At 73.7% G+C, this 6,202-nt stretch carries 5 protein-coding genes; 1 reads left to right on the forward strand and 4 read right to left on the reverse strand.

What is annotated here, in order from left to right; genetic code table 11:
* Positions 1–8: 8 nt before the first annotated feature.
* Positions 9–833, reverse strand: a complete 825-nt coding sequence (locus BL253_RS00605) for a PHP domain-containing protein (protein ID WP_081437866.1) — start codon at positions 831–833, stop codon at positions 9–11.
* Positions 834–1,034: 201 nt separating this feature from the next.
* Entirely contained in the window at positions 1,035–2,201 is a 1,167-nt protein-coding gene (locus BL253_RS00610; protein WP_076812338.1) for an Mrp/NBP35 family ATP-binding protein, read from the reverse strand.
* A gap of 546 nt (positions 2,202–2,747) precedes the next feature.
* Between BL253_RS00610 and BL253_RS00615 the strand changes: the two genes are divergently transcribed.
* The gene (locus BL253_RS00615) at positions 2,748–3,410 is read left to right on the forward strand and encodes a MarR family transcriptional regulator (RefSeq protein WP_096335876.1); all 663 of its coding nucleotides are present in this window, start codon (positions 2,748–2,750) and stop codon (positions 3,408–3,410) included.
* An 84-nt stretch (positions 3,411–3,494) separates the two neighbouring features.
* On the opposite strand, the gene tatB is transcribed toward BL253_RS00615, so the two are convergent.
* Together tatB and BL253_RS00625 are read right to left on the reverse strand one after the other, a co-directional pair.
* A complete protein-coding gene (tatB, locus tag BL253_RS00620) occupies positions 3,495–3,944 on the reverse strand; it encodes a Sec-independent protein translocase protein TatB (RefSeq protein WP_076812340.1) in 450 nt (149 codons plus the stop codon).
* Between the two features lie 219 nt (positions 3,945–4,163).
* Complete coding sequence (locus BL253_RS00625; RefSeq protein WP_241834390.1) at positions 4,164–5,147, reverse strand: S1C family serine protease; 984 nt, start codon at positions 5,145–5,147, stop codon at positions 4,164–4,166.
* Positions 5,148–6,202: the final 1,055 nt, after the last annotated feature.

The following is a 6,202-nucleotide window of genomic DNA, read 5'->3' on the forward strand; positions in this document are numbered from 1 at the left end:
ACGCGGCGCTAGCGCGTGCGCGGGGTGTCGCCGGTGGCGCGGTCGACAAGGGCGGCGAGGACATCCGGGGCGGTGCCGTTCGCGCCGATGCCACGGCCCGGGCCTTCCCTGGTGCCGTGGAAGTCGCTCGAGCCGGTGGCGAGCAGGCCCAGGTCGGCGGCCAGCGCGCGCAGCCGGGCGCGGGCGGCCGGCGGATGGTCGGGGTGGTCGACCTCGACGCCGGCGAGACCCAGCCGCGCCATCCGCTCGATCACCTCCGGCCCGACGACCGGCCCCCGGGCGGCGGCGAACGGATGGGCGAACACGCTCACCCCGCCGGCCTGGTGGATCAGCCGCAGCGCCTCGGCGACGTCCGGCTGGGACTTGCCGACCCAGTACCGGCTGCCCCGGCCGCCGATCCAGCTCGGGGTGAACGCCTCGTCGAAATGGGAGAGCACCCCGGCCTCCAGGAGGGCGGCGGCGATGTGCGGCCGGCCGACCGTGCCGCCGGCCAGCTCCCCGATCCGCTCCCAGCTGACCGGGTGACCGTCGGCGGCGAGCATGTCGACCATCCGCCGGGCCCGCGTCTCGCGGTCGTCGCGCAGGAGGGCGCGGGCCGCGGCGAACTCTGGCTCGGCGGGGTCGAACAGGTAGGCGAGCACGTGCAGGCTGATCACACGGTCCGCGGAGACTCGCACCTCGCACGAGATCTCGGCCCCGGGCACCAGCGTCATGCCGGGCCGCAGGGCCGCCTCGGCCGCCGCCGTCCCGGCCGTGGTGTCGTGGTCGGTCAGCGCGATCGTCGACAGTCCGGCGTCCGCCGCCGCGGCCACGAGCGCCGCGGGCGTGAGCAACCCGTCGGACGCCGTCGAGTGGGTGTGCAGATCAATCCCGGCCAGCGCGACCTCCCCGGATCCGGCGGACGCGGCCCGCGTCCCTGTCCTCACCCCAGCATGCCGATCCTCGGCGATGTTCCGGGAGGAAACCGACAGCGGGTGGGTTCCTCCATGCCTGGCATGGAGGAACCCACCCGCTGTCGTGGCTCGGCCCCTGGGTCAGTGCGCGTGCTTGGGCGCACCCAGGCCCCGGGCCGGTGAGAGGTTGAGCGAGCGGCCGGCGAGGCCGCGGGAGCGGTGGCTGAGCCGGTCGGCGACGGTGCGCAGCTGCTTGCTGGCCTCGCAGTCGGGGTCCGCGACGACCAGCGGCATGCCGGCGTCGCCACCCTCGCGCAGCCGGACGTCGATCGGGATCTGCGCCAGCAGCGGCACGTCGTGGCCGAGCACCTTGGTGAGGCGCTCGGCGACGGCGGCGCCACCGCCGGCACCGAACAGGTCGATCCGCTCGTCGCAGTGCGGGCAGCTCAGGTAGGCCATGTTCTCCACGACGCCGACCACGTTCTGCCTGGTCTGGGCGGCGATCGTGCCAGCCCGCTCGGCGACCTCGGTCGCGGCCACCTGCGGGGTGGTGACGATCAGCAGCTCGGACGACGGCACCAGCTGGGCCAGCGAGATCGCGATGTCGCCGGTGCCGGGCGGCAGGTCGAGCAGCAGCACGTCCAGGTCGCCCCAGAAGACGTCCGAGAGGAACTGCTCTAGCGCCCGGTGCAGCATCGGGCCACGCCAGGTGACCGGCTGGTTTCCCCTGGTGAACATGCCCGTGGAGATCACGCGAACGCCGTATGCCTGCGGCGGCATGATCATCTTATCGACCTGCGTGGGCCCGCGCTCGATGCCGAACATCCGCGGCACCGAATGCCCGTAGATGTCGGCGTCGAGAACACCGACCTTCAGGCCCGACTGGGCCATCGCCGTGGCGAGGTTGACGGTGACCGACGACTTGCCCACGCCGCCCTTGCCGCTCGCCACCCCGTAGACCCGGGTGAGCGAGCCCGGCTGGGCGAACGGGATCACCTTCGCCGCCACGCCGCCGCGCAGCTTCTCGTGCAGGGCGGTCCGCTGCTCCGGCGTCATCACGGACAGCGCGACGCGGACGTCGGTGACGCCCTCGATGGTGCGGACCGCGCGGTCGACCCTGGCGATGATCTCCTCGCGCATCGGGCAGCCCGACACGGTGAGAAGAACCACCACGTCGACCGAGCCGTCGCCGCGGATCTGGATGGCCTCGACCATGTCGAGCTCGGTGATCGGCCGGCCGATCTCGGGGTCGAGGACGGTCGCGAGCGCCGCCTGGACCGCGTCAGAGGTGAGAGTGGGAGCTGGCAACGAAACCTCAGCCGTCTGGCTACCGCCGCGGAGCGGCAGGTACCGGCAGTGTGGGGACCTGAACTKGACTCTGGATGGGACAACGTCGGCGTCCGACGAGGTCGGCGTCGGACGACGCCCGGCCGGCGCGCGAGACGCCATGGCGTGGGGTGAGCCACACCACGCGAAGCGGTACCCCTCCGACGGCATCGCGACCGCCCGGCCGCGCCGTGACCGCCTGACCAGCCGTGATGGCCATCTCCCCGCGCGTGGTCACACGCGCGGAACCACCGCCAGCCGGTCCAGCGAACACGTACGGACCTCCACCATAGCCCGCGTAGCGGCCGGGCCGCCCCGCTCGGCCCGCGGGCCCGCGTACGCCCCGCTCTCGCCGGCCAGCGCGCCGCCCCGCTGGTTCCCTCCAGCCCGACATCGCGTCCTCACCGCCGGAACGGGGCCGAGGACGGCCCACGCGGGGCGAGGACCCGGCGACCACCTCAGCCTCGTGTCCCCTCGATGGCGCCCGTGCCCGCGGCGTCTGTCTCACCACCGACGTACGCTGATCGAGTGAGTTTGCAAGCGGCGCCTCCTGAGGGAGATGGGCCTCCCCCACGGCCGGGCCCCGCTGGGCCGGACGCCGCGAGCGAGCAGACCAGGCCCGCCGAGCCGCGGAAGGCACCGCTGGCCCCGGCCGGCACGGTCGAGCCGGGATGCGGCTCAGCGGATCCAGCGGCCGAGCGGGTCGACGCGCGCGGGATGCGTGCCTGGCGAGGCCTGCTGCGCGCGCATGCGCAGGTAACCCGGGTACTCGAGGCCGAGCTCGAGGAGACGCACCACCTGCCGCTCGCCTCCTACGACGTGCTGGTCCAGCTTTCCGAGGCGCCGGATGGCGCACTGCGGATGAGCGAACTCGCCGACGCCGTGCTCCTGTCCCGCAGCGGGCTGACGCGGCTCGTCGACCGGCTGGTGCGCGAGGGCCTGGTGGAGCGCAGGTCCTGCCCGTCCGACCTGCGCGGGACGCTCGCGGTACTCACGCCCGCCGGTCTCGCGCGGCTGCGCGCGGCCTCCGGCACCCACCTGCGTGGCGTCGCCCGCCATGTCCTTTCCCGCTACTCCGCCGAGGAGCTGGAGCTTCTCGGGGATCTGCTCGGCCGACTGGCCGCCCCGGCGACCGAACACGGCTCCTGCGGCGCCGAGAGCCCTCCCAGAGACCAGGGCTCGGACGCCTAGACAACCGACGGACGCCTAGCCCGAAGGACCGACGCCCAGACAGACGACGACGCGGGGCGCCCGCGGAGCCGGGCGACCCGGGGATCAGGTGGCGTCGGTGTCCCACGGGGTGGCGGCGTCCGCCGAGGTGTGAACCCGGTTGGTGGCCTTGGCTTCCGCCGTCTTTCCCAAGGAGGCCGCGGGGCCGCCGGGCACCCGGTCCTTGGTCAGCGACGGGCCCGCCGAGGGCTCGTCACCAAAGATGTCCAGCTTGCCCTGCTTGTTCAGGTAGGACGGGAACAGGTCCTCGTCGCCATCCTCGAGCAGGTGCTTGCGGACGAACGTCTTCGGGTGCAGATCGCGGATGTCGAGATCCGCGATCTCGGGACCGAGCTCAGAGCGCAGATCATCGCGAACTCCGTTCGCCATCTGCCGCAGCTGCCGCAGCATCCTGCCGGCGTCCCTGGCGACCCGGGGAAGCTTGTCCGGACCGAACACGAACAGTCCGATCAGGAGCAGGACAGCGATTTCACCCCATCCGAGCCCGTTGAACACGGCCAGAGCGTACCTCCGCGGGAACGCGCGCGCAGGACTCTCAGGTGACGAGCAGGTATCCAGCGACCAATCGGACCGCCTTCGTCGCCGTGGCTTGTCGTTTTCGCGCCGGTCAGCTTCCCCTGGCGGTGGAATCCGCCCGAGCCAGGTCGTTCCGCCAGCACCCGACGGTCCCGCACGCCACCCGGATCGATGACGGGCCTGGGCCTCTGATCGGGCCTAGCTCTTCTGTTCGGTCAGGGTCACCTGGGCGGCGGCGTCGCGCCCGGCACGCTGGTACCGCACGGTCACGCGATCGCCGACGTGGTGCCGCCTGGCCGTCTCCAACAGCTCGTTCGCCCCGGAGACCACGACGTCGTCGATCTTCGTCACGACGTCACCGACCCGCAGGCCGGCCGCCGCCGCCGGGCCGCTCGAGTCGAGTTCGCGGATCAGCGCGCCCGGCACGCGCCCGGTTGCCGCCGCGTCCGTCTTGGTGACGGTGGCGGCCGATATCCCGAGATAGGGATGGGTCGCGTGGCCGGTCTGGATGATCTCATCAGCGATGGAACGCGCGTAGTCGATCGGGATGGCGAAGCCGACGCCGATGCTTCCGGTCTGGCCGTCGTCGCCAGCCGGCGCCCCGGGAACCGAAGCGATGGCGGTGTTGATACCGACAACCTGACCGTTGCCGTCCACAAGCGCACCGCCCGAGCTTCCCGGGTTGATCGCCGCGTCGGTCTGGATCGCCCCGCTCAGCTGCGAGGATCCGCCGCCACCGGTCGGCTCCGACTGGCTGCGGTCAAGGGCGCTGACGATCCCGGTGGACACGCTGCCCTGCAGGTCGAGCGGAGCACCGATCGCGATGACCGGGGTACCCACCCGCAGCGAGCTTGACCGGCCGAGTGTCGCCGCTGGCAGTTGACCGTCGGCGTTGATCCGGATGACGGCCAGGTCGGTCTTCGGGTCCTGGCCGACGAGCTGCGCGGGGATCTCGGTGACGTCCTGGTAGCGGATGACGACGATCTCACCCGCGCCGTTCGCGGCCGGCGCGATCACGTGGGCGTTGGTAACGATGTACCCGTCCGGACGGACGATCACTCCGGATCCCGTGCTGCCCTGCTGCCCACGCGCCTTGATCGTGACCACGGACGGCAGCGCTCGGGCCGCCGCGTCGGCGACCGACCCCGCACTCCCGACCGGCGCGTCCGTGCCGACCACCATTCCGGATCCGACGATGGCGGAACCAGAGTCATCAGGGGCGAGCCACGCGACGCACACACCGCCCACGAGGCCGCCCACAAGGCCAGCCACGAGCGCGACCACCGCGAGCGTGCGCCCACCGAACCGCCTCCGGCCGGCCGCGCCCTCGGGGCGTTCCTGCTCGGTCCCGTGGCGTGGCGCGACTGGCGGGGCCTGCTCGCCGCGCAGACCGCCGACCGAGACGATCCGCGGCGTCGAGGCGGTGGGCCTCGAGGGCGCGCCCGCCGAGGTCTGCTCCGACGACGGGGTCCGCCGATGCTGATGCGCGGGACGCGCGGGACGCGCGACGCTCGGTTGGGCGGGCGTCGCGACCCGTGCCGGTGCCGCCGGCTGGCCGCCGGCCGAGCCCGGCGCGCGCTGCGCCGTCAGGGTCTCGGGCGAGGCCTGGGCGGGTGGGCTCTGGGTCGATGGCGTCTGGATCGATGGGGTCTGGATCGATGGCGGCTGAGGCGCCGATCTCCGGGGCGATGCTCTCGGAGGCGATGGCCGCTGGGTTGGCGACTGCCGTTCGGACGGTGGCGCCACCGGCGGCCGTGGAGCCGAGGTCCGTGCCGACGGCGCGCCGTCGGCACGGACCGCCGACTCACGGCGATCCTTGCCGGCGCGGTCCAGGTCAACCGCGTCCGCCGGCGGCGCCGAGGACGAAGGCGAAGAGGCCGAGGACGGGGGCGGCGAAGAGGGCGAAGGCGAGGAGGAGCGCCGGACGTCACCGGGCGGGGGCGACGCGGGTGCCCGCGGCGTCGAGACGGGAGTCGGAGCGGCCGGAGAGGCGGCGGCGGGCTTGGCCTGCTCTGCCTCGGACGGCGCCTCCTCGGCGTCGTCCCGTGCGTCCGTCCCGGGCTCGTCGGTCCGGGTGCGCCACCAGGCGGGGCGCTCAGGCCCGCGGACCGTGGTGGTTCGCGCCGCCGACGCGACGCCGGTGGGCGCCGGGCTCGCGGGCGCCGGGCTCGCGGGCGCCGGGCTCGCGGGCGCCGGGCTCGCGGGCGCCGGGCTCGCGGGCGCCGGGCTCGCGGGCG

Source organism: Pseudofrankia asymbiotica, from assembly GCF_001983105.1.
GTDB classification, from domain to species: Bacteria; Actinomycetota; Actinomycetes; order Frankiales; family Frankiaceae; genus Pseudofrankia; species Pseudofrankia asymbiotica.

Coding starts and splice junctions, on each gene's coding strand:
- BL253_RS00625 (WP_241834390.1), bottom strand. CDS start 5,147: ATGGTGGTCGGCACGGACGCGCCGGTCGGGAGTGCGGGGTCGGTCGCC.